This window comes from Streptomyces sp. DH12, from assembly GCF_020873895.1.
Lineage (GTDB): Bacteria > Actinomycetota > Actinomycetes > Streptomycetales > Streptomycetaceae > Streptomyces.
In genome coordinates this window covers 1-459 of sequence record NZ_JAHWGT010001015.1, presented here as the reverse complement: position 1 = coordinate 459, position 459 = coordinate 1, and the positions used below count along the sequence as shown (strand labels likewise).

The 459-nt window shown below is 73.6% G+C and carries 1 protein-coding gene; it reads left to right on the top strand.

Annotated elements, in window-relative coordinates; translation table 11 throughout:
• The coding region (locus LPA54_RS38255) for a cytidine deaminase (RefSeq protein ID WP_228984989.1) at positions 1–359 on the top strand (359 nt) is incomplete at its 5' end.
• Between the last annotated feature and the right edge of the window lie 100 nt (positions 360–459).

Genomic DNA, 459 nt, shown 5'->3' with positions numbered 1-459 from the left:
ACCACACCATGGCCGCTGCGGCCCGCACCACGGACGGCCGGATCGTCACCGGCGTGAACGCCTACCACTTCACCGGCGGCCCGTGCGCCGAACTGGTCGTCGTCGGCACGGCCGCCGCCCAGGGCGCCCACGACCTGAAGACGATCGTCGCCGTGGGCGACCGCGACCGCGGAGTCGTCCCCCCGTGCGGTCGCTGCCGCCAGGTCCTCCTTGACTATTTCCCCGCGCTCCAGGTCATCGTCGCCACCCCCGTCGGCCTTCGCGCCCTTCCCGTCACCGGCCTCCTCCCACACACCTACGTCTGGGCCGACCACCAGCTCGGCACGCCGTTGCAGTCCGAGCCGATGCCGCCGGGGTGAAGACGCGGCACGCGGAACGACCCCGCTGCACACAGGAGTTCGCGCAGCCGCTCCGGCTCGGGTCCGACGCGCGCCTGCCCGTCCGGCAGGACGACCGTCG